Origin of the sequence: Pollutimonas bauzanensis, from assembly GCF_900129885.1 — a bacterium.
Taxonomy (GTDB): domain Bacteria; phylum Pseudomonadota; class Gammaproteobacteria; order Burkholderiales; family Burkholderiaceae_B; genus Pollutimonas; species Pollutimonas bauzanensis.
In genome coordinates, this window is the sequence record NZ_FQXE01000001.1 from 593,328 (window position 1) to 619,399 (window position 26,072).

General features: G+C 63.3%; 26 protein-coding genes. 12 read left to right on the top strand and 14 right to left on the bottom strand.

All coding sequences use genetic code 11. The features are described from left to right. Nucleotides 1-56: 56 nt before the first annotated feature. The 7 genes from thpD to BUB23_RS02940 form a co-directional block, all read right to left on the bottom strand. Nucleotides 57-980, bottom strand: a complete 924-nt coding sequence (gene thpD / locus BUB23_RS02910) for an ectoine hydroxylase (RefSeq protein WP_073101540.1) — start codon at nucleotides 978-980, stop codon at nucleotides 57-59. A 17-nt stretch (nucleotides 981-997) separates the two neighbouring features. Beyond that, nucleotides 998-1,393 (bottom strand): ectoine synthase, encoded by a 396-nt coding sequence (locus BUB23_RS02915; RefSeq protein ID WP_073101541.1) that lies wholly within the window; start codon nucleotides 1,391-1,393, stop codon nucleotides 998-1,000. After that, nucleotides 1,390-2,697, bottom strand: coding sequence for a diaminobutyrate--2-oxoglutarate transaminase (gene ectB, locus BUB23_RS02920; RefSeq protein ID WP_073101661.1), 1,308 nt, complete (start codon nucleotides 2,695-2,697; stop codon nucleotides 1,390-1,392). The genes BUB23_RS02915 and ectB overlap by 4 nt, the downstream gene beginning before the upstream one ends. A gap of 107 nt (nucleotides 2,698-2,804) precedes the next feature. Next, on the bottom strand, nucleotides 2,805-3,287 hold the full coding sequence (gene ectA / locus BUB23_RS02925) for a diaminobutyrate acetyltransferase (RefSeq protein ID WP_073101542.1): 483 nt from the start codon (nucleotides 3,285-3,287) through the stop codon (nucleotides 2,805-2,807). An 83-nt stretch (nucleotides 3,288-3,370) separates the two neighbouring features. Beyond that, nucleotides 3,371-3,910 (bottom strand): MarR family winged helix-turn-helix transcriptional regulator, encoded by a 540-nt coding sequence (locus tag BUB23_RS02930; protein ID WP_073101543.1) that lies wholly within the window; start codon nucleotides 3,908-3,910, stop codon nucleotides 3,371-3,373. 217 nt (nucleotides 3,911-4,127) lie between these two features. Then, on the bottom strand, nucleotides 4,128-5,585 hold the full coding sequence (gene tldD, locus BUB23_RS02935; RefSeq protein WP_073101544.1) for a metalloprotease TldD: 1,458 nt from the start codon (nucleotides 5,583-5,585) through the stop codon (nucleotides 4,128-4,130). A 27-nt stretch (nucleotides 5,586-5,612) separates the two neighbouring features. Further along, a complete protein-coding gene (locus BUB23_RS02940; protein WP_073101545.1) occupies nucleotides 5,613-6,431 on the bottom strand; it encodes a carbon-nitrogen hydrolase family protein in 819 nt (272 codons plus the stop codon). A gap of 171 nt (nucleotides 6,432-6,602) precedes the next feature. Here BUB23_RS02940 and BUB23_RS02945 point away from each other — a divergent pair, with 171 nt between their 5' ends. After that, entirely contained in the window at nucleotides 6,603-6,965 is a 363-nt protein-coding gene (locus tag BUB23_RS02945) for an H-NS histone family protein (RefSeq protein ID WP_073101546.1), read from the top strand. 48 nt (nucleotides 6,966-7,013) lie between these two features. On the opposite strand, the gene BUB23_RS02950 is transcribed toward BUB23_RS02945, so the two are convergent. Next, the gene (locus BUB23_RS02950) at nucleotides 7,014-7,607 is read right to left on the bottom strand and encodes a DUF4136 domain-containing protein (RefSeq protein WP_245801139.1); all 594 of its coding nucleotides are present in this window, start codon (nucleotides 7,605-7,607) and stop codon (nucleotides 7,014-7,016) included. 239 nt (nucleotides 7,608-7,846) lie between these two features. Between BUB23_RS02950 and pepN the strand changes: the two genes are divergently transcribed. After that, the gene (pepN, locus tag BUB23_RS02955) at nucleotides 7,847-10,555 is read left to right on the top strand and encodes an aminopeptidase N (RefSeq protein ID WP_073101548.1); all 2,709 of its coding nucleotides are present in this window, start codon (nucleotides 7,847-7,849) and stop codon (nucleotides 10,553-10,555) included. After that, entirely contained in the window at nucleotides 10,552-11,565 is a 1,014-nt protein-coding gene (locus BUB23_RS02960) for a class 1 fructose-bisphosphatase (RefSeq protein ID WP_073101549.1), read from the top strand. Before pepN ends, BUB23_RS02960 begins: the two co-directional genes overlap by 4 nt. A gap of 26 nt (nucleotides 11,566-11,591) precedes the next feature. Here the strand turns inward: BUB23_RS02960 and BUB23_RS02965 are convergent, their stop codons facing one another. Then, complete coding sequence (locus tag BUB23_RS02965) at nucleotides 11,592-12,578, bottom strand: quinone oxidoreductase family protein (protein ID WP_073101550.1); 987 nt, start codon at nucleotides 12,576-12,578, stop codon at nucleotides 11,592-11,594. A gap of 95 nt (nucleotides 12,579-12,673) precedes the next feature. On the opposite strand from BUB23_RS02965, the gene BUB23_RS02970 reads away from it, so the two are divergent. Beyond that, nucleotides 12,674-13,561 (top strand): DMT family transporter, encoded by an 888-nt coding sequence (locus BUB23_RS02970; RefSeq protein ID WP_073101551.1) that lies wholly within the window; start codon nucleotides 12,674-12,676, stop codon nucleotides 13,559-13,561. On the opposite strand, the gene BUB23_RS02975 is transcribed toward BUB23_RS02970, so the two are convergent. After that, nucleotides 13,545-14,612 (bottom strand): tartrate dehydrogenase, encoded by a 1,068-nt coding sequence (locus tag BUB23_RS02975; RefSeq protein WP_073101552.1) that lies wholly within the window; start codon nucleotides 14,610-14,612, stop codon nucleotides 13,545-13,547. The genes BUB23_RS02970 and BUB23_RS02975 overlap by 17 nt on opposite strands. A gap of 81 nt (nucleotides 14,613-14,693) precedes the next feature. Further along, nucleotides 14,694-16,199, bottom strand: a complete 1,506-nt coding sequence (locus BUB23_RS02980; protein ID WP_073101553.1) for a helicase HerA-like C-terminal domain-containing protein — start codon at nucleotides 16,197-16,199, stop codon at nucleotides 14,694-14,696. 108 nt (nucleotides 16,200-16,307) lie between these two features. Here BUB23_RS02980 and BUB23_RS02985 point away from each other — a divergent pair, with 108 nt between their 5' ends. The 8 genes from BUB23_RS02985 to BUB23_RS03020 all read left to right on the top strand — a co-directional run bounded on the left by BUB23_RS02985 (nucleotide 16,308) and on the right by BUB23_RS03020 (nucleotide 22,945). Further along, entirely contained in the window at nucleotides 16,308-17,039 is a 732-nt protein-coding gene (locus BUB23_RS02985) for a YebC/PmpR family DNA-binding transcriptional regulator (protein WP_073101554.1), read from the top strand. A 65-nt stretch (nucleotides 17,040-17,104) separates the two neighbouring features. Beyond that, a complete protein-coding gene (gene purD, locus BUB23_RS02990) occupies nucleotides 17,105-18,400 on the top strand; it encodes a phosphoribosylamine--glycine ligase (protein ID WP_073101555.1) in 1,296 nt (431 codons plus the stop codon). Nucleotides 18,401-18,438: 38 nt separating this feature from the next. Further along, nucleotides 18,439-19,344, top strand: coding sequence for an oxygen-dependent coproporphyrinogen oxidase (gene hemF / locus BUB23_RS02995; protein WP_073101663.1), 906 nt, complete (start codon nucleotides 18,439-18,441; stop codon nucleotides 19,342-19,344). After that, nucleotides 19,335-19,940, top strand: coding sequence for a nicotinate (nicotinamide) nucleotide adenylyltransferase (nadD, locus tag BUB23_RS03000; RefSeq protein ID WP_178372252.1), 606 nt, complete (start codon nucleotides 19,335-19,337; stop codon nucleotides 19,938-19,940). The genes hemF and nadD overlap by 10 nt, the downstream gene beginning before the upstream one ends. A 22-nt stretch (nucleotides 19,941-19,962) precedes the next feature. Next, complete coding sequence (gene rsfS / locus BUB23_RS03005; protein WP_073101556.1) at nucleotides 19,963-20,361, top strand: ribosome silencing factor; 399 nt, start codon at nucleotides 19,963-19,965, stop codon at nucleotides 20,359-20,361. A gap of 11 nt (nucleotides 20,362-20,372) precedes the next feature. After that, the gene (gene rlmH / locus BUB23_RS03010; RefSeq protein ID WP_073101557.1) at nucleotides 20,373-20,843 is read left to right on the top strand and encodes a 23S rRNA (pseudouridine(1915)-N(3))-methyltransferase RlmH; all 471 of its coding nucleotides are present in this window, start codon (nucleotides 20,373-20,375) and stop codon (nucleotides 20,841-20,843) included. Nucleotides 20,844-20,869: 26 nt separating this feature from the next. Beyond that, nucleotides 20,870-22,312 (top strand): pyruvate kinase, encoded by a 1,443-nt coding sequence (gene pyk, locus BUB23_RS03015; protein WP_143160851.1) that lies wholly within the window; start codon nucleotides 20,870-20,872, stop codon nucleotides 22,310-22,312. A 9-nt stretch (nucleotides 22,313-22,321) separates the two neighbouring features. Further along, nucleotides 22,322-22,945 (top strand): Maf family protein, encoded by a 624-nt coding sequence (locus BUB23_RS03020; RefSeq protein ID WP_073101559.1) that lies wholly within the window; start codon nucleotides 22,322-22,324, stop codon nucleotides 22,943-22,945. A gap of 25 nt (nucleotides 22,946-22,970) precedes the next feature. Here the strand turns inward: BUB23_RS03020 and BUB23_RS03025 are convergent, their stop codons facing one another. From BUB23_RS03025 to BUB23_RS03035, 3 genes are read right to left on the bottom strand one after another with little or no spacing between them, the layout of a single operon-like run. After that, on the bottom strand, nucleotides 22,971-24,464 hold the full coding sequence (locus BUB23_RS03025; protein WP_073101560.1) for a tripartite tricarboxylate transporter permease: 1,494 nt from the start codon (nucleotides 24,462-24,464) through the stop codon (nucleotides 22,971-22,973). A gap of 24 nt (nucleotides 24,465-24,488) precedes the next feature. Continuing rightward, the gene (locus tag BUB23_RS03030) at nucleotides 24,489-25,004 is read right to left on the bottom strand and encodes a tripartite tricarboxylate transporter TctB family protein (RefSeq protein WP_073101561.1); all 516 of its coding nucleotides are present in this window, start codon (nucleotides 25,002-25,004) and stop codon (nucleotides 24,489-24,491) included. A gap of 16 nt (nucleotides 25,005-25,020) precedes the next feature. Further along, on the bottom strand, nucleotides 25,021-26,043 hold the full coding sequence (locus tag BUB23_RS03035) for a Bug family tripartite tricarboxylate transporter substrate binding protein (RefSeq protein WP_073101562.1): 1,023 nt from the start codon (nucleotides 26,041-26,043) through the stop codon (nucleotides 25,021-25,023). Between the last annotated feature and the right edge of the window lie 29 nt (nucleotides 26,044-26,072).

The window sequence follows — 26,072 nt, forward strand, 5'->3', positions numbered from 1 at the left end:
GCCGCCCGGAGGCTGCGGAACGCGCGACCGGCGCGCCGCCGCGGCCGGCGGCCAGGCTAGCCCAGCGCCAGCGCGCTTTCCAGCGGAGCCAGCGGCTCAAAGCTGCCGCGCGCGGCGATATGCTCCGGCCGCGGCCGCAGGCCATACTTGGGCGGCGCCAGGGCGTTCTCCACGCTGTTGTAGACCATGAACACATTGGCTCGCGGCCATGGGGAGATATTGCCGTTCGAACCGTGCATGGTGTTGCAGTCGAAGAACACCACGGAACCCGGGCGCGCCGTCATGGCCTGGATGCCGCCCTGCTCGGCCAGCAGCTGCAGGCTCAAGGGGTCGGGCACGCCGTACTCCTGCTGCTTGAGCGAGCGCTTGTAGTGGTTGTCGGGCGTGCGGCCCTGGCAGGAAATGAAATGCTGGTGCGAGCCGGGCAGCAGCATCAAGGGGCCATTGCAGGCGTTGTTCTCGGTCAGCAGCACCGAGCAGCTCAGCGCCCGCATGCGCGGCATGCCGTCTTCGACATGCCAGGTTTCAAAGTCGGAATGCCAATAGAATTCCTTGCCTTTGAAGCCGGGCTTCATGTTGGCGCGGGACTGGTGCATATAGACTTCCGACCCCAGGATTTGCCGCGCCACATTGATCAGGCGCGGGTCGCGCGCCAGCTGCGCCAGCATATCGCTGAGCTGGTGCACCCTGAATATGGACCTCACCGCGTCGCTGCCCGGCTCGGTGATGGCTTCCTCCAGGCCCACGATGGATGGGTCGGCGCTCATGCGCCCGACTTCATCGAGCAGCGCCTTGACTTCCTGGTCGCTGAATACGTTCTCCAGCATCAGGAATCCATTGCGCTCATAGTCGGCCACCTGCCCGGGCGCCAGGGCGTCGGCGTACGCCGCGCCCTCGTACACGACCGGGTCCTGCCGCGCGATAATGGCGGAGGTCCGGTCCGTGCGTGAAACATACAAATCTTTCATCGCTGTATTCATATCGTGCTCCCTACAGTTCAAGCGGCAGTCGATTCCAGCGGATACACGCCTTTTTCATCGTGCACCTCGAAGCCGGTCAAAGGCGGATTGAAGACGCAGATCACGCGCAGAGGCTTCTTGCCGCCGCGCAGCCAGTGCTCATCGTTCTCATTGAGCGCATAGACGACCCCTGGCCCCAGCGCGTATTTCTTGCCGTCGGCGACGGTTTCGATTTCCCCGTCGCCCTCCACGCACCATACCGCTTCGAGGTGGTTCTGGTAGTGGATGTGGGTTTCGGTTCCGGGAAAAATCACGGTCTCGTGAAAAGAGAAGCCCATGCCGTCTTTTTCCAGCAATACCCGGCGGCTGAGCCAGGTGTCCGTCTTGACTTCGTGTTCAGTGCCGATTACTTCGTTGACATTCCTGACTATCATCGCGCCTGCCCTCCAAATTTCAATACATGGGCGCTCACGCCCTTGCCCGCCAATACCTCTCCAACGCTGCGTTCGATGATTTCGAGCCCGCGCAGCAACAGGTCGTCCTCGATGGTCAGCGCCGGCAATACCTTGAGCACTTCATCGTTCGCGCCGGAAGTCTCTATCACCACGCCGTGCTCGAAAGCCTTTTTCGCTATGCGGGCCGCGATGTCGTCGTCGCCAGGAGTGACCAGGCCCTGGATCAGGCCGCGGCCGCGCACGCTCATGCCGGCCATGGGGTAGCTGTGCACCAGGTTTTCCAGCCAGTCGCGCACCAGGCGCTCTTTGCGCCGGGTATCGTTGGCGAAGGCGCCGTCGCGCCAATAGCTTTCCAAGGCCTGGGCGGCCGTGACGAAGGCCAGGTTATTGCCGCGGAAAGTGCCGCTGTGGGCGCCGGGCTTCCAGATGTCGAGCTCGGGCTTGATCAGCACCAGCGACATGGGCAGGCCGAACCCCGACAGGGATTTGGACAGCGTGATGATGTCCGGCTGGATGCCAGCCGATTCGAAGCTGAAGAAACTGCCCGTGCGGCCGCAGCCCACCTGGATATCGTCCACGATGAGCAGCATATCGTGCTGCCGGCACAGTTTTTCCAGGTCCTTGAGCCAGCGCCACGTCGCGACGTTCACGCCGCCTTCGCCCTGCACCGTTTCGACGATGACAGCGGCGGGATGATCAATGCCGCTGCTGGAATCATCCAGCATGCGTTCCAGATAGTCCATGGTATTCGCGTCGGGGCCGAAATAGCCGTCGAAGGGCATGAAGGAGGTATTGCCCAGGGCCACTCCCGCGGCATTGCGGAACTTGGAGTTGGCGGTGACCGCCAGCGACCCGCCGCTGACGCCGTGAAAGCCGTGGGTGAATGAAATGATGTTCTGCCGGCCTTTTACCTGGCGCGCCAGCTTGAGCGCGGCTTCGACCGCATTGGTGCCGGTGGGTCCGGTGAATTGCAGGGTGTACTGCCACTTGCGCGGCTTGAACAATACCCGGTCCACGGTTTCGAGGAAATACTTCTTTGCGCTGGTGGCCATGTCCAGGCCGTGCACCAGGCCGTCGGTATCCAGGTATTCGATCAGCTTGCTTTTCAGGATGGGGTTATTGTGCCCGTAGTTCAGCGTCCCTGCGCCGCTGAAGAAATCAATGTATTCCTTGTTGTCTTCATCGATGAGTACGGAACCTCTGGCCTGCTTGAAAATGACAGGAAACGACCGGACGTAGCCCCGTACTTCCGACTCCATCCGGTCGAATATTTTTAAGTCCATCATTATTTTTTTCTCCTGGTTGCGAGGCGTCCTGTAGGAAAACCGGCAGCATGGATATGCCCCCTGGCGCCTCTGTTTAAAACTACCGGCCTGTGTCAGGGCGGCCGCTATGCGGCCGCGGCCTGGAAAGGGCCGATGCGTAGTAAAGGTTCGTCGTCATGGCTGGCCTGGCCGAACAGGCCGGGCTCGAAAAAAGGCTCTTCGCGCATCCCCGCCGCTAGCCCCCGCGCAAGGCCGGCAAACATGCCGCGCGAGGCGAGATTGCCGGGGCTTACTGTGGTTTCGACATATTGGACGGCGGCCAAGCCGGGGCGGCGCAGCAGGTGGCGCAGCATGCGCAGGCCCAGGCCTTTGCCCCTGGCGCGCTCGTGCACCGCGACCTGCCAGACGAACAGCACATCCGGGCGCTGCGCGAGGACGTAGCCGGAAACAAAGCCTTCGAGCGCGTCGCCCGAACCCGCCAGCACGCAGGTGCCGGCGAAATGCTCGCTCAGCAGCAAGTAGGTATAGACAGAGTTGAGATCGAGCGGCGGGCAGTCGGCCACCAGGCGGTGGATGCCGGCCGCGTCGGTTTTGCCCGGCGCGCGCATCCATTCGCGGGCGTCCGCCGGCGCGCCCGCCCGCGCGCCAGCGGCGCAAGAGTCATTAGGGGTAAATAAGCTTGCGCAATCCGTCACACCACCAATCCCGACTCGGGTAGCGCCCCCGTTGCGGGAACGTCGAGGATGGGCGAGGCGAGCTCGCCCGGCGCCTCCTTGGGCGCGATGCCGTCGGACTCCATCAGGTCCACGATGCGTTCAAGCGACATCGTCATCGTGATCTGCTCGAGTTCGGGCAAAGCATTGAGCGCATCCGAGAGCTTTTTCTGCAACGGCGAGGGCGTTTCCCTGGCGAGCTCTATGCCCGCCTCGGTGGCCGTGACGAAGACAATGCGGCGGTCTTCCCTGCCGCGCTCGCGGCGCACCAGCCCCTTGTCTTCGAGGCGGTCGAGTATGCCCACCACCGTGCTGGCGCTGACATGGATTTCGCGGCTGATCGCCGTGGCGGTAAGCGGCCCGCGGTCTATCACCGCCCTCAGGCAGATGAGCTGCGGCGCCGTGATGTTGCTGCAGGCCGCCAGTTGGCGCGAATGCAGGGCGATCGAACGCGTAATGCGCCGCAAGGCGCGCAGGATACGCAGATCGTATTGTTGGGTAGTCACTGTAGTATTCATCTCAAAAAAGAGTTCAACTAAATTAATTTCTATCGAAATGATAAGTCCTGGAATGGATCGAGTCAAGCCATCGCGCGGCCCGCGGGCAAGCCCGCAGGAAGCCGCGGCGCCGGCGCAGGCGGGATGACGGGAAAGGGGAATGCGCAAGCGGCGCCCTGGGGCGCCGCTCGTTCGATGACAGGACGAAAGCTGCCGCAGGGAGCTGCGGCGGGGCAAGCTAGGCGGTGCCGCCCACAGTCAGGCCGTCCATGCGCACCGTGGGCATGCCTACGCCCACGGGAACGCTCTGGCCTTCCTTGCCGCAGGTTCCGACCCCCGAGTCCAGCTGCAAATCATCGCCGATCAGGCTGACGCGGTTCATGGCGTCCGGGCCGTTGCCGATCAGCGTGGCGCCTTTGACCGGATAGCTGACCTTGCCGTTTTCTATCATATAGGCTTCGGAAGTCGAGAACACGAACTTGCCGCTGGTGATGTCGACCTGGCCGCCGCCGAAATTGACGGCGTACAGGCCTTTTTTTACCGAAGCGATGATTTCCGGCGGCGGCACCTGCCCGGCAAGCATGAAGGTGTTGGTCATGCGGGGCATGGGCAGATGCGCATAGGATTCGCGCCGCCCGTTGCCGGTCACCGGCATTTTCATGAGCCGGGCATTCATCGAGTCCTGCATATACCCTTTGAGGATGCCGTCTTCGATCAGCACGTTGCGCTGCGTCGCGTTGCCCTCGTCGTCGATGTTGAGCGAACCGCGCCTGTCGGCGATGGTGCCGTCGTCGATGACGGTCACGCCCTTGGAGGCGACGCGCTCGCCTATGCGCCCGGAAAAGATGCTGGAGCCCTTGCGATTGAAATCGCCTTCGAGGCCATGCCCCACCGCCTCATGCAGCAGTATGCCCGGCCAGCCCGAGCCCAGCACCACGGTCATTTCGCCGGCCGGCGCGGGCTTGGCGTCGAGGTTGACGAGGGCCTCGTGGGTAGCGCGCTGCACATAGGAACGCAATACGTCATCGGTGAAATAGGCCAGGCCGCTGCGCCCGCCCCCGCCGCCATGGCCCATCTCGCGCCGGCCATTGCGTTCGGCGATCACCGTCAGCGAGAGGCGCACCAGCGGGCGGACATCGGCCGCCAGGCGGCCATCGCTGCCGGCGACCAGGATGACGTCGTATTCGGCGCCCAGGCCGGCCATGACCTGGATAATATGCGGGTCGGCGGCGCGCGCCATGGCTTCGAAGCGCTCGAGCAGGGCCACTTTTTCGGGCGCGGACAGCGTGTTGACCGGATCGATGGCGGGATAAAGCGCGTGTCCCAGGGGCGGATGCCCGCTTACCACTTTCTGGCGGCCGGCCCCCTGGCGGGCGATGGTGCGCACGACGCGCGCCGACGACAGCAGCGCATCGGGCGACAGCGTATCGGAATAGGCGAAAGCGGTTTTTTCGCCGCTGATGGCGCGCACGCCCACCCCTTGTTCGATGGAAAAGCTGCCGGTCTTGACTATGCCTTCTTCAAGACTCCAGCCTTCGCTGCGCGTATATTGGAAATACAGGTCGGCATAATCGACTTTGTGGGTAAAGATTTCGCCCAGCGCGCGCGCCATGTCGGATTCGCCCAGGCCCCAGGGGTCGAGCAGAACCGCTTTGGCGGTGGCCAGTGCGTTGATGGCAGGATCAGCAAGTTTCATAAAAGGAGTACCGTAACAAACGACAAATCACATCGTTCGGTGTTTAAGGGCGGGCAAGGATGCGCGCACATCGGACAAGCGCTGAAGGTCGATGTCGCCAATGGCGAAACCGGGCCCTTCGGCGATACTGTCGACGATGTCGCCCCATGGATCAATTAGAACAGAATGCCCCCAGGTGCGGCGACCATTTTCGTGTTTGCCGCCTTGCGCCGAGGCCAGGACATAGCATTGATTTTCGATGGCGCGGGCGCGCAGCAGCACTTCCCAGTGCGCCGACCCGGTGGTATAGGTGAAAGCGGCCGGCAGGATAATGAGGTTTACCTGGCCCAGGGCCCTGAAGAATTCAGGAAAACGCAAATCGTAGCAAATCGAAAGCCCGACCCTGCCGCAAGGCGCCATGAAGGTTTGTGGCGGATTTTCCCCGGCGCGTATGGAAACCGATTCATCGTAAGATTCCTGGCCCTTGTTGAAACCGAATAAATGGATTTTGTCGTAGCGCGCGATCCGCGTTCCGCTGGGGTCGTAAACCAAGCTCGAATTATAGATGCGGCCGGGATCGTCATTATCAAGAGGCAGGGTTCCGCCCACCAGCCATATACCGTGCTGTCTGGCCTGGCTGGAAAGAAAATCCTGGATGGGGCCGCTGCCGGGCATTTCCCTGATGGCGAGTTTATCCGCGTCTTTATGTCCCATGAAGCAGAAATATTCAGGCAGCACGGCCAATTCGGCGCCAGCCTGCGCGGCGCGGGCTATCAATAATCCGGCCTCGCGCAGATTCTCATCGAGCCGGGCGCAGGAGACGGTTTGAATCGCCGCCACGCGAAAGTTATTCTTTATTTCAGTCATATTATTGCCGTCATTCAAAGATCAAGGCGTCCCGCCAATACAAAATATAAAGACTTGGCTCATCATTTTGTTATTAAATATAAAGCGGACAAGTTAGAATTCGGTTTGGTCTTGATACCGCATTACCTCGTCTTGCGGCAAGTACTTGAATACATTCACCCAGGAACAACAATGACCCGAGATACGTATTCTTCCCAGAAGCAAAAAATCGAAAAAGAGATACTCAAATTGCAAAAACAGGCGCAGGCCCTGCAAACCAGACAGCGCGCGCCGGTCATAACGTCCATTATCCGCTCCATGCGCGAATACGATATCACGCCGGAGGAAATCGCCGAAGCCTTCAACAAGAAAACCACGCGGGCCGTGGCGCGCAAGCCCGCTCCCGCGGCGGCGGGCGCCAAACGCCCGGTTCCGCCCAAGTACCGCCATCCCCAGACCGGAGCCACCTGGACTGGCCGCGGCAAGGCGCCACGCTGGGTGACCGCCGCCGAAGCCGAAGGCCAGAACCGCGCCGACTTCCTGATCAAGGCGTAAGCCCCGGCGGCCAGTGCGGCGCAAGCCGCCTGGCCGCGTTCGAGCCGCCTAGCGGCCGCGCTTGTAATTCACTTCGCGCACTTGGCCATTATTGCCTGGAAAGCCGTCGAACACAGCTTGAGCCAGATAAGGCACCGCCTGCGCGAGATTATCCGACGAACTGACATTCACGGCGCTAGAACGGTACACCTCCGCGCCGTTGTTTTGATTATCCTTGATAATCACCGTCAAAGTATTTTTATAAACTTCGACCGGTTCGCTGCGCACCGATGGCGCCATATATATACCGCCGCCCCAGCCGCGATAACCGCCATAATAGCCGCCGAACGCCGGGCCGAAACCCCAGCCGTCCATATAAGGGTCGTAATATCGCTGCACCCAGACCTGGCTGAGCGGATTTTCATAATTGATCGACACGTCGAACCTTGCGGTTTGCCCCGAGCGCGCCTCGACCAGCCCGGTCGGGCCCATGGCCGCCCTCACGGTATCGGCCACCGATTCGAATTCCAGATTATTGAGCTGGTTGGTGGAAGGCACTATGCGATAGGACTGCCCCTGCGCATTCGCGGGCCACTTCTGGTAGCTGGTCACGCGCGCCGAAAGGGTCGACGCGCAGCCCGCCACCAGAAAGAGGCTGGCCATGACCATCCAGAACCATAATATCGAGCCATTAGAACGCCTTACTCTGTTCCACATGCTATTCCCCTGCTTCATATTGAATTAAGCGGCGCGGCATCTGCCGGGCCGCGCACCACAAAACATTGCATACTGCCATTGCCATGAGACCGCCGCATCGCGCCAAAGGTTGCATTTTCCCAGTAAAAACCGCGGCGCGGCGCAAATACTACAATAGCCCATCATTGAACAGCGAGTTCCCAGCCATGCGTACCGACACAGCACCCACCATATCGCGCCACGACTACCGGCCCTACCCCTATCGCCTGCCCGAGGTCGCCCTGCAATTCGACCTGGACGCGGCGCAAACCCGGGTCCGCTCGCGGCTGGTCTTCGAGCGCGTGGGCGACGAAAACCAGCCTCTGGTCCTCAACGGGCAAGATCTGGACCTGGAATCCCTGGCGCTGGACGGGCAGGCGCTGAATGCCAGCCAGTATCAGTTGCAGGATGAAATGCTGACGGTCTTCCCCAAGACGGCGCGCTTCACCCTGGAGATCACCAGCCTGTGCAGGCCGGCGCAGAATTCCAGCCTGATGGGCCTGTATGTATCGGGCGACAAGCTGTTCACCCAGTGCGAGGCCGAAGGCTTTCGCCGCATTACCTGGTTTCCCGATCGCCCCGACGTCATGTCGCGCTACCAGGTGACCCTGCGCGCCGATAAAGAACGCTATCCCCTGCTGCTGTCCAACGGCAACCGGCTGCAGGCCGGCGACCTGCCCGACGGCCGCCACCAGGCCGTCTGGGAAGACCCGCACCCCAAGCCCTGCTATCTGTTCGCCCTGGTGGCGGGCGACTTCGCCTGCCGCGAGCAAACCCTGCGCACCCGCAGCGGACGCGACGCGCTGCTGCAGATCTACAGCGACCGCGGCTCCGAAAACAAGACGCAATGGGCGCTGGACTGCCTGGTCCGCTCGGTGCAATGGGACGAGCAGCGCTTCGGGCTGGAGCTGGACCTGGACCGCTTCATGGTGGTCGCCGCCAGGGACTTCAATATGGGGGCCATGGAAAACAAGGGTTTGAATGTATTCAATTCCGCCTATGTCCTGGCCGACAAGGATTCCGCCACCGATCCGGCCTACCGGGCCATCGAAGCGGTCATCGGCCATGAGTATTTTCATAACTGGACCGGCAACCGCGTCACCTGCCGCGACTGGTTTCAGCTGTCGCTCAAGGAAGGCCTGACGGTATTCCGCGACCAGGAGTTCTCGGCCGACATGCTGGCGCAGGACTTGTCCGGCGCCGAAGCCGCCAGCGCGCGGGCCGTCAAGCGCATCGATGACGTCAGCACCTTGCGCATAGCCCAGTTCCCCGAAGACGCGGGACCCATGGCGCATCCCATAAGGCCCGAAAGCTATCAGGAAATCGGCAATTTCTACACGGCGACCGTGTACGAGAAAGGCGCCGAGGTGATACGCATGCAGCACACCATACTGGGCGAGGCGGGCTTCCGGGCCGGCATGGACGAGTATTTCCGCCGCCATGACGGCGCCGCCGTCACCTGCGACGACTTCGTGAGCGCCATGGAATCGGTATATGTACAGCAGAATCCGGGCAAGAATCTGGATGTCTTCCGCCGCTGGTACAGCCAGGCGGGCACGCCCCGCGTCAAGGTCGAACTGGCCTACGACGCCGCCAGAAAAACCTGCGCCGTCACCCTGAGCCAGCATTGCGAGCCGGTCGGCATAGAAAAGCTGCAGTCTCCCGCGCTGCCGAAACCGCCGCTGCATATTCCCTTCGCGCTGGGCTTGCTGGACCAGCAAGGCAGGCCGCTGGCCATCGAGCATGGCGGCCGCGCGCTGGACACGGTCCTGCTGGAACTGGTCGATGAACGGCAAACCTGGGAATTTCCCAATATCCCCGAAAAACCCGTGCCCTCGCTGCTGCGCGATTTTTCGGCGCCCGTCATCGTCGAGTTCGAAAGACAGGACGCCGAACTGACGCTGCTGGCGCAACACGACCCCGACCCCTACGCCCGCTGGGAAGCCGTCCAGGAGCTCGCCACGCGCCAATTGCTGGCCTTGGTGCGCGCCTTCACCGATGGCGGAGAGCCCGTCGTCCATCCCGGCCTGGCCGATACCTGGCGCGGCCTGCTGCGCGACCCGGGCCTGAGCGCGGCCTACAAAACCAGAATACTCAGCCAGCCGACCGAAAAAGAGTTGCTGGAAAAAACCAGTCCGATGAATCCCGCCGCCGTCGTGCAGGCCGGCAGGCATTTGCGCGGCCAGTTGGGCCAGGCCCTGGCGCCCCTCTGGCTTGAAACCTATCATGCCTGCGCCGATGACGCGGAGCAATACCGGCCCGACCCCCTTTCCTCCGGCCGCCGCTCGCTGCGCAATCTATGCCTGCACTACCTGATGGCCGCGGCGCATCCCGAGGCGCAGGCCTTGGCGGCGGCGCAGTATTACGGCGCGGGCAACATGACGGACCGCATGGGCGGTCTGTCCGCGCTGGTCCATTTTTCCGCCGGGGCGCCAAGCCAGGAGGCGCTGAACCACTTCTACGAACAATGGCAGCAGGATCCCCTGGTCATAGACAAATGGTTTGCGCTGCAGGCCGGCGCGCCGGGCACGACGGTCGAAACCGTGAGGGCCCTGATGCTGCATCCCGCCTTTTCCCTGCGCAACCCGAACCGGGCCCGCTCGCTGATCTTCCAGTTCTGCATGAACAATCTGCAGGGCGTGCATACGCCGCAAGGCTATGAATTCTGGGCCGAGCAGGTCATGGCGCTGGATGAGCTCAACCCCGAGATCGCCGCGCGCCTGGCGCGGGCGTTCGACAACTGGGCGCGCTTCGCCGCGCCCAACCGCGACGCCATGCACGACGCCCTGCAGCGCATACAGCGGCACCCGGCGCTGTCGCGCAACGTAGCGGAAATCATTTCCAAGGCCTTGAAAATACAGCAGGAGTACAAATGAAACGCAAAACACTGACGCAGTACCTGGTCGAGCAGCAAAGAAAGAAACAGGCCGTCTCGGCCGAAGTGCGCCTGCTCATCGAAACCGTGTCGCGCGCCTGCAAGGCGATAGGCCACGCGGTAAGCAAAGGCGCCCTGGGCGGCGTGCTGGGCAGCCTGGAAAGCGAGAATGTGCAGGGGGAAGTGCAAAAGAAGCTGGACGTCCTGTCCAATGAGATCCTGCTGGAAGCCAACGAATGGGGCGGGCACCTGGCCGCGATGGCTTCCGAAGAAATGGAGACCATACACCGCATCCCCAACCGCTACCCCAAGGGCGAATACCTGCTGCTGTTCGATCCCCTGGACGGCTCGTCCAACATAGACGTGAACGTCTCCATAGGCACGATATTCTCGGTGCTGCATGCGCCGCAGCATGCCTCCGGGCGCGATGTGGACGAGGACGATTTCCTGCAGCCGGGCGTGCGCCAGGTCGCCGCCGGCTATGCCGTGTACGGCCCGCAGACCATGCTGGTCCTGACGGTGGGGACGGGCGTGGTGGGGTTCACGCTGGACCGCGAAATGGGCTCATGGGTGCTGACCGATGACAACATCACCATCCCCGAGCAGACCGCCGAATTCGCCATCAATATGTCGAATATGCGCCACTGGGAAGCGCCGGTCAAACGCTATATCGATGACTGCCTGGCCGGCGAGACCGGCCCCCTGGGCAAAGACTACAACATGCGCTGGATCGCTTCCATGGTGGCCGACGTGCATCGCATCCTCACGCGCGGCGGCATCTTCATGTATCCGCGCGACGAACGGCCCGCGGGCAAGGCCGGCAAATTGCGCCTGATGTACGAAGCCAACCCCATGAGCTTTATTGTCGAGCAGGCCGGCGGCGCCGCCCACGACGGCAGCCGGCGCATCCTCGATGTGCAGCCCACGGCGCTGCACCAGCGCATAGGCGTAATACTGGGGTCCAGGGAAGAGGTCGAACGGGTGCGGCGCTACCACCAGGAAGCGCTGTAGCCGTCAACCCTGGGTAGCCAGCCCCGTCAATCCAGGGTAAGAATGGTCGCCCCCGTGGTCTTGCGGCTTTGCAGGGCCTCCTGGGCGGCGCCGGCGTCTTCCAGGGCGAAACGCTGGCCTATGGTGATGCCGATTTTCTTTTTGGCCACCAGGCCGAAGAGCTCGTCCGACGCGGCCTGCATCTTTTCCAGGGTCGGCACGTGCGTCCCCAGCGTGGGGCGGGTGACGAACAGCGAACCCTTGGCGGCCAATATGCCCAGGTTGACGCCCTCGACCGGCCCCGAGGCATTGCCGAAGCTGACCATCAAGCCGCGCGGCTCCAGGCAGTCCAGCGATGCGAGCCAGGTATCCTTGCCCACGCCATCGTACACGACAGGCACTTTCTTGCCATTGGTCAGTTCCTTGACCCGCTCCACCACGTCTTCCCTGGAATAGTCTATGACTTCCCAGGCGCCGTGGGCCTTGGCGAGAGCGGCCTTTTCGGCGGTGGACGCCGTGCCGATGAGCTTGACGCCCAGGGCCTTGGCCCATTGGCAGGCAATCAGGCCGACGCCGCCGGCCGCGGCATGAAACAATATGGTTTCGCCGCCTTGCAGGCGGTAGGTCTGGCGGAACAGGTACTGCACCGTCAGGCCCTTGAGCATCAGCGCGGCGGCCTGGTCGAAGTCGACGCCCCCGGGTATCTTGACGACGCGGTCGGCGGGCACATTGCGCGCCTCGGCATAGGCGCCCAGGGGGCTCTGGCCGTACGCGACGCGGTCGCCCACCTTCAAGTGCCTGACGCCGGCGCCCACGGCCTCGACCACCCCCGACGCTTCAAAGCCCAGGCCATGGGGCAAGGGGTGCTTGTACAGCCCGCTTCGGTAGTAGATGTCGATGAAATTCAGGCCCACCGCTTTCTGGCGTATGGTGACCTCGTTTTTTTCGGGTGGCGGCACCTGCACCGAAACGAGCTTGAGCACTTCGGGGCCACCGTTTTCTTCGATACGTATTGCTTTGACCTGGTTTTCCAAGACGGACTCCTTTCATAGACATAACATGGACAGACGCCGGCTGCGCGATAATAGCGCCTAGTTTAAATCCTTATTGCGACCCTGTACCTGAAAATATGAATCGTCAGCGTGCTCTATTTGCGATTCATATCGCTGCCGTGCTGTTCGGCCTGACCGGCATTTTTGGCGAGCTCATCCAGGCCGACGCCATGGCCATTACCGCCGGCCGGGCGAGCTTCGCCGTTTTCGCCCTGTTCGCCTTCATACGCTTCCAGGGCGGCTCGCTGACGCAAGGCCTCAAGGCCGGCAGCATAGGCGTGCTGGCCGCGGCGGGCGCCATGCTGGCCGTGCATTGGGTCACCTTCTTCATTGCGGTGAAAATCGCCGGCGTCGCCGTCGCCACCCTGGGCTTTGCCAGCTTCCCGGCCTTCATCACCCTGTGCGAATGCCTTTTCTTCAAAGAAAGAATCAGCATTGCAGAATGGCTGATATTGCTGCTGGTCACCCTGGGCCTGGTGCTGGTCACGCCCTCCTTCGACTTGCGGGACGAGGCGACCGTGGGCCTGGCCTGGGCCATCCTGTCGGGCCTGGCCTTCGCCATCTTCACGCTGGTCAACCGCCGCGCCGCCGCGCATATCCCGGCGCAGCAAGTCGCCTGCTGGGAAAACCTGGTGGTGGCCCTGCTTACCCTGCCTTTTTCCTTCCCGGCCATGGCCGGGCTGGACGCCCTGGACTGGCTATGGATAGCGCTGCTGGGCGTATTCTGCACCGCCCTGTCCCATTACCTGCTGGTATCCAGCCTCATGACCTTGAAGGCCCGCAGCGCGGGCATCGTGATCGCGCTCGAGCCCATCTATGCGATTTTCTTCGCGGCCGTGCTGTTCGCCCAGTACCCGTCGGCGCGGGCGCTGTTCGGCGGCGCCTTGATGATAGGCGCCATCGTATGGTCGGGCCTGCGCCAGCCTGAAAGCAGGGCCGCCCGGAAAATCAGCGCTGCGCGATGAGGTCCGCGATGGCCTGGCCGACTTCCCGGGTGCTGGCGCCGCCCTGCATATCCGGCGTGCGCGGGCCGTTTTCCAATACCGTTTCGATCGCCTCCAGCACCTCCTGCGCCGCTTGCGGGTAGCCCAGGAAATCCAGCATCATGGCGCCGCTCCAGATTTGCCCTATGGGATTGGCTATGCCTTTGCCATAGATGTCCGGGGCCGAGCCGTGCACGGGCTCGAACAGGGACGGAAACTTGCGCTCCGGATTCAGGTTGGCCGAAGGCGCTATGCCTATCGTGCCCGTGCAGGCGGGCCCGAGGTCGGACAGGATATCGCCGAACAGGTTGGACGCCACCACCACATCGAACCAGTCCGGATGCTGGACAAAATGGGCGCAGAGAATATCGATGTGGTATTTGTCCCAGCGCACGTCCGGGTAGTGCCGGGCCATGTCGGCGACGCGCTCGTCCCACCATGGCATGGAAATCGAAATGCCGTTGGACTTGGTCGCCGCCGTCAGGTGCTTGCCGCGTTTCTGCGCCAGCTCGAAGGCGAACTTCAATACGCGCTCGGCGCCCACGCGGGTGAACACGCTTTCCTGGATCACGACCTCGCGCTGCGTGCCCTCGAACAGGCGCCCGCCGCTGTTGGAATATTCGCCTTCGGTATTTTCGCGGACGATGAAAAAATCGATATCGCCCGGCTTGCGGCCGGCCAGCGGCGTTTTTACGCCGGGCATCAACCGCACGGGGCGCAAATTGATGTACTGGTCGAACTCGCGCCTGAACTTGAACAGGGATTCCCACAGGGCGACATGGTCGGGAACCAGATCGGGCCAGCCTATGGCGCCGAAGAAGATGGCTTCATGGCCGCTCAGGCGCTCTTTCCAGTCCTCCGGCATCATGCGGCCATGCTTGGCGTAGTAGTCGCAGCTCCAGTCCAGAGCCTCCCATTCGAAGCGCAGGCCATGGCGGCCGGCGACGGCTTCAAGCACGCGCAGGCCTTCGGGCATTACCTCTTTACCAATACCGTCGCCTGCAATCACCGCAATCTTGTGGACTTTAGACACCTTGAGCTCTCTCTATTTTCAGTTGAACAAAATCATGAACCGCCATATCCCGCGGCGGCCGGGGCCCGCCGCGCGCCGGCCTTACCGGCGGCCGGTGAGCGACCCCAGCACCCCGCGTATCAATTGATTGGCGGTGCGCCGCGCAACGCTTTTGGCGACCGACTGCACCACGCCATCGCGCCGCCCGCCGCGCGGGCCGGTCGAGCCGAACAGGAAATCATTGACCGTACCCATGAAGCCGGCGTCCGCCGCGGGCGGCTTGCCGGCCGCGCCCTTGCCTGCCGGCCCGGGCTGGTCCGCCGCCCCGCCTTCCATGCGCTTTTGCAGCACTTCATAGGCCGATACGCGATCGATGATGCGATCGTATTTGCCGCCAAGCGGGGAAGCGTTGCGCAGGGCCTGGCGCTCGGCCTCCGCGGCCGGCCCGATGCGGCTGCCGGGGGCCAGCATCCAGGCCCTCTCGGTCGGGGTGGGGCTGCCCTTGGCATCGAGCAGGGAAACCAGGGCCTCGCCCACGCCCAATTCGGTGATGGCCTGTTCGATATCGAGGCCGGGATTGGGCCGCATGGTCTGCGCGGCGGTCTTGACGGCTTTCTGGTCGCGCGGGGTGAAGGCGCGCAAGGCGTGCTGCACGCGATTGCCCAGCTGGCCCAGTATCGTATCGGGTATGTCCAGCGGATTCTGCGTAATGAAATAGATGCCCACCCCTTTGGAGCGCACCAGCCGCACGACCTGTTCGATTTTTTCCAGCAGGGCTTTGGGCGCGTCATTGAACAGCAAATGCGCTTCGTCGAAAAAGAACACGAATTTGGGTTTGTCCGGGTCGCCGACCTCGGGCAGGCCTTCATACAGATCGGCCAGCATCCACAACAGAAAGACCGCATACAGGCGCGGCGACTGCATCAGCTTGTCGGCCGCCAGGATGTTGACGATGCCCCGCCCCCGTTCGTCGACGCGTATCCAGTCGAAGATGTCCAGCATGGGCTCGCCGAAGAACTGGGCGGCGCCCTGCGATTCGAGGCGCAGCAGGCTGCGCTGGATGGCGCCTATGGACGCCGCGGACACATTGCCATAGCGCGTGCGCAATTCGGCCGACCTGTCGGCGACGTCCTGCAGCATGGCGCGCAGGTCTTTGAGGTCCAGTATCAGCTGGCCTTCGTCGTCGGCCACCTTGAAGACCAGGCTGAGCACGCCTTCCTGGGTGTCGTTCAATTCCAGCATGCGCGCCAGCAGCAATGGCCCCATGTCGGAGACCGTCGCCCGCAGCGGATGCCCCTGCTCGCCGAAGATGTCCCACAGCACGACGGGGCTGGCGCCCCACACGGGCTCGGGCAGGCCCAGCGCGGCGAGCCGCTCCCGCAGCTTGGGGCTGGCGGCGCCCGGCTGCGAAATGCCGCTGAGGTCGCCTTTGACGTCCGCCATGAAGACCGCGGTGCCCATGCGGGAAAAGGCCTCGGCCAGCAGCTGCAATGTTACAGTCTTGCCGGTTCCGGTGGCGCCGGTGATGCAGCCGTGGCGATTGGCGAGCTGCGGCAGCAGGAGAGACTCTGTATTGGCATTTTTCGCGATAACGATGGGATCGGCCATTTTTTTACCATTCCGGGCGGTGCAAAGAGAAGATCCAAGTGTAATTCGATGCTCCTTGCTCTGCACGCGCTAAAATCACCTTCTTTATCCTCAATGTAATGACACTTTATGGCCGGTCACAGTAAATGGGCGAACATCCAGCACCGCAAGGGTCGCCAAGATGCCAAACGAGGCAAGCTCTGGACAAAGATCATCCGCGAAATCACGGTGGCCGCGCGCGCCGGCGGCGCCGACCCTGACGCCAACCCGCGCCTGCGGATGGCGTGGGACAAGGGCATGGCCGCCAACATGCCCAAGGAAAACATCCAGCGCGCCATCCAGCGCGGCGCCGGCGGGGCCGATGGCGCCAACTACGAAGAAGTGCGCTACGAGGGCTATGGCTTGGGCGGCGCGGCGGTCATCATCGACTGCATGACCGATAATCGCATCCGCACGGTCGCCGAAGTGCGCCACGCCCTGAGCAAGCACGGCGGCAACCTGGGCCAGGAAGGCTCGGTCGCCTTCATGTTCCAGCATTGCGGCCAATTCCTGTTTGCGCCCGGCACTTCGGAAGAACAGGTGATGGAAGCCGCGCTGGAGGCCGGCGCCGAAGACATCCAGACCGATGCCGAGGGAATGATAGAAGTGATCTGCCCTCCCGCCGATTACGCGGCGGTCAAGGCCGCTTTCGAGCAGGCGTCGCTGGTGCCCGAAGTGCAGGGCGTCATCATGAAGGCGCTGAGCGAAACCGAGCTCACCGGGGACGACGCCATCAAGATGCAGAAAATGCTGGACGTGCTCGAAGGCCTGGACGATGTCCAGGAAGTCTATACCACCGCGGTTCTCGACGAATCCGAATAAGGGGCGCCCGTCGTTTCTGGCGCCTTGACCATCAACCTGCCTTACAGCACTAACAATTTCTCACTATGAAACTACTCGTAATCGGTGGCGGTGGCCGCGAACATGCACTGGCCTGGCGGCTGGCAAAGTCTGCACGGGTCCAGACCGTATACGTGGCGCCCGGCAACGGCGGAACGGCCCGCGGGGCGCAATTGCAGAACGTGGCGCTCGGCGATATCGACGAGCTGGTCGCGTTTGCGCAGAAAGAAAAAATCGCCTTCACGGTCGTCGGGCCGGAAGCCCCTTTGGCCGCCGGCGTGGTGGACGCGTTCCAGGCGGCGGGGCTGAAGATCTTCGGTCCGACGCAGGCCGCCGCGCAGCTTGAAAGCTCCAAGGACTACGCCAAGGCGTTCATGGTGCGCCACCACATCCCCACGGCCGCCTACCAGACCTTCACCGACCCGGCGCAGGCCAAGGCCTACATCGCCGGACAAGGCGCGCCGATAGTCGTCAAGGCCGACGGCCTGGCCGCCGGCAAGGGCGTCGTCGTGGCCGAGACCGTGGACGAGGCGCTCGCGGCGGTGGACCAGATGCTGGGCGATGGCTCTTTCGGCGCGGCGGGCGCGCGCGTGGTGATAGAAGAATGCCTGGCCGGCGAAGAAGCTAGCTTCATCGTCATGTGCGACGGGCGCAGCATACTGGCGCTGGCCACCAGCCAGGACCACAAGCGCCTCAAGGATAATGACCTGGGCCCCAACACGGGCGGCATGGGGGCCTATTCCCCGGCGCCGGTCATCAGCCCGGCGCTGCATAACCGCATCATGCGCGAAGTCATACACCCGACGGTTGCGGGCATGGCCAAGGACGGCATTCCCTACACCGGCTTTCTGTATGCCGGCCTGATGATAGGCGGCGGCCCCGACGCCACCCGCTCGATAAAAGTGCTCGAGTTCAACTGCCGCATGGGAGACCCCGAAACCCAGCCCATCATGATGCGCATAAAAAGCGACCTGGCGCAGGTATTCGAACTGGCCGTCGCGGGCCGGCTCGACGAAGCCACGATAGACTGGGACCGCCGCACTGCGCTGGGCGTCGTCATGGCGGCCCACAACTATCCCGCCGCGCCGCGCAGCGGCGACACCATCAGCCGTTTGCCCAGGGACACCGACGAATGCATGGTGTTCCACGCCGGCACCGTTCTGGATAATGGCATACTCAAGACCTCGGGCGGGCGCGTGCTGTGCGTGACCGTGCTGGCGGACTCGGTCAAGCGCGCCCAGGCGGCGGCCTACGCGGCCATCGCCCAGACGCATTTCGACGGGCAGCAATACCGTACGGATATCGGATGGCGCGCCATACCCGCGGCGGCCAGTCCGACATAACGATCCCCCTGCCGCGCAGAGGACCCACGGAGACCGATATGACCGTTCCCATTTCCACCGCCTACGATTATTTCCTGGATCTGCAGGCGCGCATCGTGGCGGCCCTGGAAGCCGCCGACGGCACCCGCTTCCAGTCCGACCAATGGACCCGCGAGGAAGGCGGCGGCGGCCTGTCGCGCTACCTGGAAGGCGGCCCGCTATTTGAACGCGCCGGCGTGCTGTTCAGCCACGTCCAGGGCAAAACCCTGCCCGCGTCGGCGAGCGCCCACCGCGGCGAACTGGCCGGCCGTTCCTGGGAGGCCATGGGCGTATCCATGGTGCTGCACCCGCGCAATCCCCACGTGCCCACCACGCACATGAATGTGCGGCTGTTTGTCGCCCATGCGGCGCAAAAAGACGAGGACGATGTCTTCTGGTTCGGCGGCGGCCTCGACCTCACGCCCTATTACCCCTTCGAGGAGGACGTGCGGCATTTCCATCAGGTCTGCCATGACGCCCTGGAGCCCTTCGGGGCCGACAAATACCCCGCCTACAAAAAATGGTGCGATGACTATTTCTACCTCAAGCACCGCGACGAAACCCGCGGCGTGGGCGGCCTTTTCTTCGACGATCTGAACGAACAGGGCTTCGACCACAGCTTCGCGCTGACCCGCTCGGTGGGCGATTCCTTCCTGGATGCCTATATGCCCATCGTCGAGAAGCGCCAGCGCCTGCCGTACACGGAAAAACAGCGCGACTTCCAGGCCTACCGGCGCGGCCGCTACGTCGAGTTCAACCTGGTCTTCGACCGCGGCACGCTATTCGGCCTGCAGTCGGGCGGACGCACCGAATCGATTCTGCTTTCCATGCCGCCCATGGCCGCCTGGCGCTACAGCTGGTCGCCCAAGGAAGGGACGGCCGAGGCCGCGCTTTCGGATTACCTGAAACCGCGCGAATGGCTATAAGAAAAACGGGTTTGCTGGGGGGCAGCTTCGATCCCGTGCATCTGGCGCATATCGCCCTGGCCGAAAGCGCCAGGCGGACGCTGGGCCTGGACGAAGTGCAGCTCATTCCGGCGGCCGACCCCTGGCAGCGCGCCCCGCTGGCCGCGACCGGCCAGCAGCGGCTGGAAATGCTGGAGATCGCCACCCGCGCCCACCCCCATCTGCATGTCAATCCGGTGGAAATCCAGCGCGGCGGCCCCACCTACACCATAGACACCGTGCGCGAACTGCCGCGTAACATCGATTACTATTGGATACTGGGCGCCGACCAGTTGCGCAATTTCTGCACCTGGCAGTGCTGGCGCGAGATCGCCGGCCTCGTGACGCTGGCCGTGGCCCAGCGCCCTGGCGCCCATCTCGCCCCGCCCCGGGCGCTGACCGAGCATCTGCGGGAATCGGGGGGCCGCCTGATACAACTGCCCTTCGCCCCCACGGCGATATCCGCCACCCTCATACGCGAACGCCTGGCGGCCGGCGAGCCCACCGACGGCATGCTGGACCTTGCCGTAGCACAATATATTCAACAAAATGGGCTCTATCCAGCGCCTGTTGCCTAACGTCTCACGGTATAGTTCACCCATGGAAATTCAAAAACTGCAACGCCTGGTCATTGACGCCCTTGAAGACGTCAAAGCACAGGACATCAAAATCTTCAACACCACGCATATCACGGGCCTGTTCGACCGTGTCGTCATCACCACCGGCTCATCCAATCGCCAGACCCGCGCCATCGCCTCCAGCGTCGCCGACAGCGCCAGGGAACGCAAGATCCCCATCGTCGCCTACGAAGGCGAGGACACCGGCGAATGGGTCCTGGTCGACCTGGGCGACATCGTCGTGCACTGCATGACGCCCGCGATCCGCCAGTACTACAATCTGGAGGAAATCTGGGGCGGCAAGCCGGTGCACGTAAAACTGCTGGCGCAGTCCATGCAGCCCAGCATGCCCGAGTCCTTCGACTACGACGAAGAGGAATAACGGGCGGGGCGATGAAACTGATCGTGATCGCCGTGGGTGTGCGCATGCCCGGCTGGGTTGAAACCGCCTGGCGCGACTACGCGCGGCGCCTGCCCTCCGACTGCGCGCTCGAACTCAAGGAAATCAAGCCCGAGCCCCGCACTTCCGGCAAGACCGCCGCCCAGATGATGCAGGCGGAAGCCCGCCGCATCGAAGCCGCCATCCCGCCGCAGGCCATGCGCATCGCCCTGGACGAGCGCGGCAGGGACATGGACACCATGGGCCTGGCGCGCGAACTGGAAAGCTGGCGCGGCAGCGGCCAGGACATCGTCTTCCTGGTCGGCGGGCCCGACGGCCTCGATCCGGAACTCAAGCAAGGCTGCAGCGGCCGCCTGCGGCTGTCGTCGCTGACCCTGCCCCACCCCATGGTGCGCGTGGTGCTGGCGGAGCAGCTCTATCGCGCCTGGGCTATCATGACCGGTCATCCCTATCATCGCGCCTGAACGGCGCAATACCTGGACCCATCGCCATTATGACCAGACGCCGTACCAAAATCGTTGCGACCCTGGGGCCCGCAAGCTCCAGCCCCGAAAAAATCGAGCAGCTCATCCTCGCGGGCATGGACGTGGCGCGCCTGAATTTCTCGCACGGGGAAGCCGAGGACCACCGGCAACGGGTGCAACTGGTGCGATCGCTGGCGGAGAAACACGGCAGGTATGTCGCCATCATGGGGGATTTGCAGGGGCCCAAGATCCGCATCGCCCGCTTCAGGAATACCCGGGTGACGCTCGCCGCCGGCCAGCCCTTTACCTTGTCCAACCAGCATCCGGCCGAAGAAGGCGACGAGACCATCGTCGGCATCGATTACCCCAGCCTCGTGCAGGACTGCCATCCCGGCGACGAGCTGCTGCTGGACGACGGCCGGGTGGTGCTGGTGGTCGAGAACGTCGACGAGTACGCCGTGCACACGATTGTGACGGTGGGCGGCCCCCTGTCCAACAACAAGGGCATCAACCGGCGCGGCGGAGGCATTTCGGCGCCCAGCCTGACCGACAAGGACCGCGAGGACATCAAGCTGGCGGCCGAACTCGACATGGACTATGTCGCGGTGTCTTTCCCGCGCTATGGCCGCGACATCGAGGAAGCGCGCAAGCTGGTGGAAGAGGCGGGCAGCCAGGCATGGATCATCGCCAAGATAGAACGGGCGGAAGCCGTGGCCGATGATCGCGCGCTGGACGCCATCATCATGGTGAGCGACGGCGTCATGGTGGCGCGCGGCGACCTGGGCGTGGAAGTGGGCGACGCCCGCCTGGTAGGCATACAGAAGCGCATCATCCAGCATGCCCGCACCCACAACAAGCTGGTCATCACGGCCACGCAGATGATGGAATCCATGATAGGCAGCCCTTTGCCCACGCGCGCCGAGGTGTCCGACGTGGCCAACGCGGTGCTGGACTACACCGATGCCGTGATGCTGTCGGCGGAAAGCGCCTCGGGGCAGTATCCGGTGGAAGCGGTCACGGCCATGGCCAGGGTATGCCTGGGCGCGGAGCAGGAGCCGACCACGACGCGGTCCCAGCACCGCCTGGGGGAAACCTTCACCCGCTGCGATGAGACCATAGCGCTGGCGACCATGTACGCGGCGAATCATTTCCCGGGCGTCAAGGCCATCATCAGCCTTACGGAAAGCGGGCACACGCCTTTGATCATGTCGCGGATACGGTCGGGCGTGCCTATTTACTGCTACACGCGCCATGCCGGCACGCAGCGGCGCGCGGCGCTGTTCCGCGGCGTCTACACGGTGGCTTTCGATGCCGCGGACCTCGACCCGGCCCTGGTGAGCGATGCCGCCATCGAGAAGCTCAAAGAGCAATCGCTGCTGCAGGAGGGCGACTGGATCATCCTGACCAAGGGCGATTTCTTCAGCAATAGCGGCGGGACGAACGGAATGAAGATACTGAAGGTGAATTGAGGCTATGCGATGAAACCAGCCCCTATTTATCTGGCTTCGGCCAGCCCGCGCCGGCATGAGATCCTGCTGCAGATGGGCGTCGAGCACGAGGTATTGAATGTGCCCGCCCCGGAAGGCGAGGACGAGCCGCGCCTGGCCAATGAAGCGCCCGAGGCCTATGTGCTGCGCACCGCGCGCGAAAAGGCGATACGGGCCAGGCAGTGGCTGGCCCGGCAGCGCGCGCCAGGCGCGGCGGCTGCGCTGGATGCGGCGCGCCCCGTGCTGTCGGCCGACACCACGGTGATCCTGGACGGGGATATCCTGGGCAAACCGGCAGGCCTGGACGAGGCGCGCCGCATGCTTGCCCGCCTGTCCGGCGGCACGCATGTGGTGCACACGGCGGTGGTGCTGGCGCGCGACGGCCAGCTTCTGCAGGATGTGTCCATCACCCAGGTACGGTTCAAGCCGCTCTCGGAAGCGGAAATCGACGCTTACTGCGCCACGGGCGAGCCCATGGGCAAGGCGGGCGCCTACGGCATACAAGGCAGGGCCGCCGTGTTCATCGAATACATCGCCGGCAGCTACACCGGCGTGATGGGCTTGCCGGTGTTCGAAACCTGGCGGCTCCTGCAATCGGGCCAGGCGCAATCCTGATCTGCGCCTGGAGCGGCTTATCGCTTCACATCCTGCGCATGCCGCGCCACAGCCAGGGCACCAGCGGCCAGAAGAGCATGACCAGGGCCAGCGTGGTGATCGTGCCGACCAGCGAATTGGACCAGAAAACATGCAGGCCGGTGTTCGGCCCCAGCATGGACTGGCGGAAGGCGTCTTCCATGCGGTCTCCCAGCACCAGGGCCAGGATCATGGGCGCCAGCGGGTAGGAGAGCTTTTTCAGCACATAGCCCACGACGCCGAACAGCAGCATGAACCAGACGTCCAGCATGGCGCTGTGGACCGAGTAGGCGCCTATGGCGCACACCACGATGATGATGGGCGCGACAATCGCAAACGGTATGCGCAGGATGGCGGCGAACAGGGGCACGGTGCTGAGCACCAGGATCAAGCCGACGAAATTCCCCAGGTACATGCTGGCGATCAGCCCCCAGACAAACTCCTTCTGTTCGACGAACAATAGCGGGCCGGGCTGCAAGCCCCAGATCATGAGTCCGCCCAACAGCACGGCGGCGGTCGCGGAGCCCGGAATCCCCAGCGCGAGCATGGGCAGCAGCGCGGAGGTTCCCGACGCATGGGCCGCCGTCTCGGGCGCGATGACGCCTTCCAGCTCCCCCGTGCCGAATTTGTGGCCATTGCGCGAAAAGCGCTGGGCGAGCCCATAGCCCATGAACGATGCCGCCGTCGCGCCGCCGGGCGTCACCCCCATCCAGCAGCCGACGACCACGCTGCGCAGCAGGGTCGCCCAGTATCTGGGCATTTCTTTCCAGGTTTGCAGCACCACCTTCAGGTTGATCTTGCCGCTCTTGCCTTCGAATGCCAGCCCTTCCTCCATGCTGACCAGGATTTCGCCTATGCCGAACAGGCCTATGACCACGACCAGGAAATCGACGCCCCTCAACAGTTCGGACCAGCCGAAAGTCATGCGCAGCCCGCCGCTCACGGTGTCCATTCCTATGGCGGCCAGGCCAAAGCCGAGCATCATGGAAATGACGGTCTTGAACGGCGTCTTCTTGTCCGTGCCCACAAAGCTGCAGAAGGTCAGCAGGAACACGGCGAAGAATTCGGGCGGACCGAAGCGCAGCGCAAACCGGGACACCAGCGGGGCCAGGAAGGTGATGAGCAGCACGCCCGCCAGGGCGCCGAAGAACGATCCCGTAAAGGAAGCCGTCAGCGCGTTGCCGGCCTTGCCCTGCTGGGCCAGGGGGTAGCCGTCGAAGGTGGTGGCCACCGAGGATGTCTCCCCGGGGATATTGAACAGAATCGATGTGATCGCCCCGGCAAACAGCGAGCCCCAGTAAATGCAGGACAGCATGATGATGGCGGAAGTCGGGGGCATGGTGAAGGTGAGCGGCAGCAGGATCGCCACCCCGTTGGGGCCGCCCAGTCCCGGCAGCACCCCTATGATGACACCGAGGACCAGGCCTATCAGCATCATGCCGATGTTGTACCAGCTCAGTACGGTGGCAAATCCATGAAATAAAGCGTTGATTTCATCCACTGGTGGGTTCTCCTGCCGTGGGTTTCAATAGCCGAACCAGGCCTCCAGGGGGCCTTTGGGCAGGGGCACCATGAACTGGATTTCGAACATCCAGAACAGCAGCGCGTTCACGCCCAGGCTGATCAGCACGGTCTTGAGCCAGCCTATCCTGCCCAGCAGGCGCATGAATGCCGCGATAAAGCATGCCGAAGCCAGGTAGATGCCGAGAAACTGTATGGCCAGCACGTAGACCGCGGTGGGCGCCAGCACCATCAGCACCAGCCTGAAGCGCGCCCAGGTGACGAATACCTCGCGATTGCGCCGCCGGCCCAATAGCGACTTGAGCAGCACCGCCGCGCCGGCGATGCAGAGTATCAGGCCGATATGGAAAGGGAAGTAGCCCGACTCGGGGCCATCGGCGGCCCAGCTCGCGCCGATACGATGATTGTCTATCATCATGACGACGCCGATGGCAAAGACGACGGCCGCGGCCGCCGCGTCGATGGCGCTGTGCGACCACCCGCCGCCCGGCGGACGGCTGCCTGCTTGTTCATGCTTCATTCATGGCTCCCCGGTTTCACTTTTTGCTGGCCAGGCCGGCTTCCTGCATCAAGGTCTTGTGCTTGGCCTCGTCCTGCTTGAGGAATGCCACGAAATCGGCGCCGTCGCGGTAGTCGCTTTTCAGCGCCTGTTTGGCGAGGTAGTCTTTCCATTCCTGCGTCTGCGTCACTTTCTTGAGCAAGCCGTCGTAATAGGCCACCTGCTCCGCCGTGGTCCCGCCGGGCAGGAAGAAGCCGCGCAGCATCTGGTACTCGACGTCATAACCCGCTTCCTTGCACGTGGGGATATCGGCCCAGGACTGATCCGCGGTGATCTTGTCCTTGTAGACCATGCGCTCATTGGAAAACACGCAAAGCGCGCGGATCTGGCCGGCCCGCCACTGGGCTATGTTTTCGCTGGGGTTGTTGACATTCGAATCGGTGTGCTTGCCCACCAGCTGCGTGGCGGCTTCGCCGCCGCTTTTATACGGCACATAGGTGAATTTGACGCCGGCCGCCTTTTCGAGCGCGACAGAGATGATCTGGTCTTCGCGCTTGGCTCCCGTTCCGCCCATCTTGAAGGTTCCGGGCGCCGCCGCCTTGACCGCCTTCAGGTAATCGGCCGCCGTCTTGTAAGGAGCCTCGGCATTGGTCCACAGCAGGAACTCGTCCTGCGCGATCATGGCGACCGGATTCAGGTCGCTCCAATTGAACGGCAGATCGACGGCGATGGGCAAAGTGTAGATGGCGGAGAAAGCCACCATCAGCTTGTGCGGATCGCCCTGGGAGGCCTTGGTGTCCATGATGCCTTCCGCGCCGCTGGCCCCGCCCTTGTTCAAGACCAGGGTGGACTGCTTCATGAGCTTGTGCTTGAGGATGATGCTCTGGATGGTCCGCGCCATTTGATCGGAAGCGCCGCCCGCGCCGGCGGGGACTATGATTTCGACGGATCGCGCGGGCTCCCACGCGGCCTGTGCGGGAGCCCAGCCCAGGCCGGCCAGCAAGGCCAGCGCCGGCAGCAGGTAGGTTTTATTCGGTAGCCTGCGGGTTGAATGCTTCATTTGTCTCTCCTCCGGTTGGTGCTACGAAA